The following is a 2,878-nucleotide window of genomic DNA, read 5'->3' on the forward strand; positions in this document are numbered from 1 at the left end:
ATCCTGGCCTTGAAAATTAGGGGATTGGCCGCCTCCGGTTCCCAGCAAATCCGCTGGTCTCCCCCGTGGCGACTTAGAAAACAATACACCCACCCAACCCCCACCGCAAACCAGCCCCACCCGCGGTCAGAGACCCTGCCACAGAAGGCCGGGGCGCCTCGCCAGCGCGCAAAATATACCCTGCCCCCGAAAACAGAGGGTGTGCCGTGCGTCACCCGCTCCGGACCCCGGGCCGGTTACGATCAGTGGATGTCCCAACCTCGGCGCCCCGGACCCGTACTTCCATATCGGCGTGTATCCGGGCCCGCTGCCGCCGGCCTCTCCGCGGTCGAGGTTGCCTCCCGGGTGGCGAGCGGCCTAGCCAACCAGGTGCCAGACACAACGAGCCGCAGCCTGTGGGAGATCATCCGGGCGAATGTGCTGACACTGTTCAATGCCATTGTGGTCACCAGCTTTACTATCCTGCTGCTGCTGGGCAGCTGGCAGGATGCCCTCTTCGGGCTCGCGGCGGCGGGGAACGCCGTGATCGGTGTCGTGCAGGAATACCGGGCCAAGAAATCCCTTGACCAGCTGGCGGTCATGGATGCCCCGCTGGCCCGGGTACTGCGCGACGGTGACATCCAGGACATCGCTACTGCCGGCGTCGTGCGTGACGACGTGGTGGTGCTGCGGGCCGGAGACCAAGTCACTGCAGACGCCTGGGTCCTCGAAAGCGGCGGACTGGAGGCCGACGAATCACTCCTCACCGGCGAGTCGGACCCGGTGGACAAGGACGCGGGTACCGAGGTCCTCTCCGGCTCGACCATTGTTGCCGGCCGCGGCACAGCACGGGTCATCCGGGTGGGCGCCGAGTCCTTCGCCAGCAAACTCACGGCCGACGCCAAACGCTTTTCCCTTGTGAACTCCGAAATCCGCAACAGCCTCAACCGGATCCTTGGCTGGCTCACCTGGGCGCTGCTGCCGGTCGCACTTATCGTCGCGAACGGCGAGATGCAGGCCCGCGGCGGCTGGGAAGAGGCCTTCACCAGCGGCACCTGGACCTCCGCTTTGGTCGGCGTGATCGCCAGCGTCATCGCCATGGTACCTCTGGGGCTTGTCCTGCTCTCGAGTGTGGCCTTCGCCGTCGGCGCGCTCCGGCTGGCTCGCGGGAAGGTTCTCATTCAGGAGCTGGCAGCGGTCGAAGGCCTCGCGCGGGTCGATGTCCTGTGCCTGGACAAGACCGGGACGCTCACGGAAGGCGGGATCGTCTTCGACGGAGTGCACGAGCTGGCACAGCCTGCGGAACCGGGCTGGGAACGGGCACTCGGCTGGTTCGCGTCAGATCCCGAGGCGAACGCGACGGCGCGCTGTCTCGCCGCGGCCTTTGAGAACGACGGCGGCAGCCCGGCTGTGTCGTCTGTGCCGTTTTCTTCCGCCCGGAAGTGGAGCTCAGTCACCTTCGACGGCGGAAGCGGGGACAGGCACTCCTGGATTCTGGGTGCGCCGGAAATGGTGCTCTCAGGGGACGCCGCCGGGATTTCTGGCAGAACCGGCGCGGGGTCGGCGTCGGAAGAGGTACTGGGCCAGGCCGGAAAACTGGCGGCTTCGGGGCTGCGGACCGTCCTGCTGGCCTATGCCAATTGTGCGGTCCTATCCGGAGACGGGACGACACTGCCGTCCGGGATGAGGCCCGTGGTGGTGCTGACGTTCCGGGAGCAGATCCGGCCCGATGCGCGGCAGACCCTGGCCTACTTCCGTGAGGAGGGCGTTGAGTTGAAGATCATTTCCGGCGACGACCCCCGCACTGTCGCGGCGATTGCGCGGCAGCTGGGACTCGAGGTCCGGGACGGCTACGATGCCCGCACGCTGCCGGAAGAGCCAGGCGCGCTTGAGGATGAGATGGAAAACAATACGGTTTTCGGCAGGGTCAGCCCCGCGCAGAAAAAGGACATGGTGGCAGCTCTACAGCGCCGCGGTCATACCGTGGCAATGACCGGCGACGGAGTCAATGATGCGCTGGCTCTGAAAGTGGCGGATATCGGCATAGCGATGGACTCCGCGGCCGCAGCCACCAAAGCGGTGGCCAGGCTGGTACTGCTGGACGGCCGCTTCGACAAGCTTCCTGGGGTTGTGGCCCAGGGCCGGCAAGTCATCGCCAATGTTGAACGGGTCTCGAACCTCTTCCTGAGTAAAACGGCCTATTCCATCGCGATTGCGACAAGCTTTGGGCTCCTGCAATTGCAGTTTCCGTTCCTCCCGCGCCAACTGTCCTTCATCGATGGGCTGACCATCGGAGTCCCGGCCTTCTTCCTGGCACTCATGCCCAATACCCGGCGCTATCGGCCCGGATTCCTCCGCCGCTCGCTGTCGTTCTCCATACCGGCGGGTCTCATCGTCGCGGGGTCGCTGCTTGGGTTGACTGCCTACACGGGGGCAGCCGGCTTTGGCTCCGGGCCACAAGCGCTGCGGGCAGCATCAGTAATCACGTTGTCGATTGTCGGGCTGTGGATTCTCTCCGTTGTGGCCCGGCCGCTCGATGCAAAGAAGCTGGCACTCGTGATCGCCATGTGCGCAAGCCTGGTGACCCTGCTCAACGTACCGATCGCGCAGGACTTCTTCAACCTGCTCTGGCCGGCGGCGGAGCTGCTGCGGGCCGCGCTTCTTGCAGGAGCCGCCGGGGGCCTAGCGATCGAAGTCCTCGCCTGGATCCATGGCCGCAAGTTCCCCCGCTGACGGTTGCTGGGGGTGTCCGGTGGGGTGGCGGGAATCCGGCGGCGGGTGGTGCGGGGTTTTGGTTTGGGGGTTAAATGCGGGAGAGCCTCCGACCTGGTGGTTGGAGGCTCTCGACCGTTTAATGGTTGTCCGGCGGTGACCTACTCTCCCACACCCTCCCGGGTGC

General features: G+C 65.6%; 1 protein-coding gene. It reads left to right on the plus strand.

Features of this window, described 5'->3' with window-relative positions; genetic code table 11:
* The first annotated feature begins 249 nt into the window (after nucleotides 1-249).
* The gene (locus tag AC50X6_RS18680) at nucleotides 250-2,712 is read left to right on the plus strand and encodes an HAD-IC family P-type ATPase (protein WP_494967631.1); all 2,463 of its coding nucleotides are present in this window, start codon (nucleotides 250-252) and stop codon (nucleotides 2,710-2,712) included.
* The last annotated feature ends 166 nt before the right edge of the window (nucleotides 2,713-2,878 follow it).

This window comes from Pseudarthrobacter sp. HLT1-7, assembly GCF_059383435.1.

What these genes read in the sequence shown, in the direction of transcription:
- AC50X6_RS18680 (WP_494967631.1), top strand. Translation starts at nt 250, where the DNA reads ATGTCCCAACCTCGGCGCCCCGGACCCGTACTTCCATATCGGCGTGTA.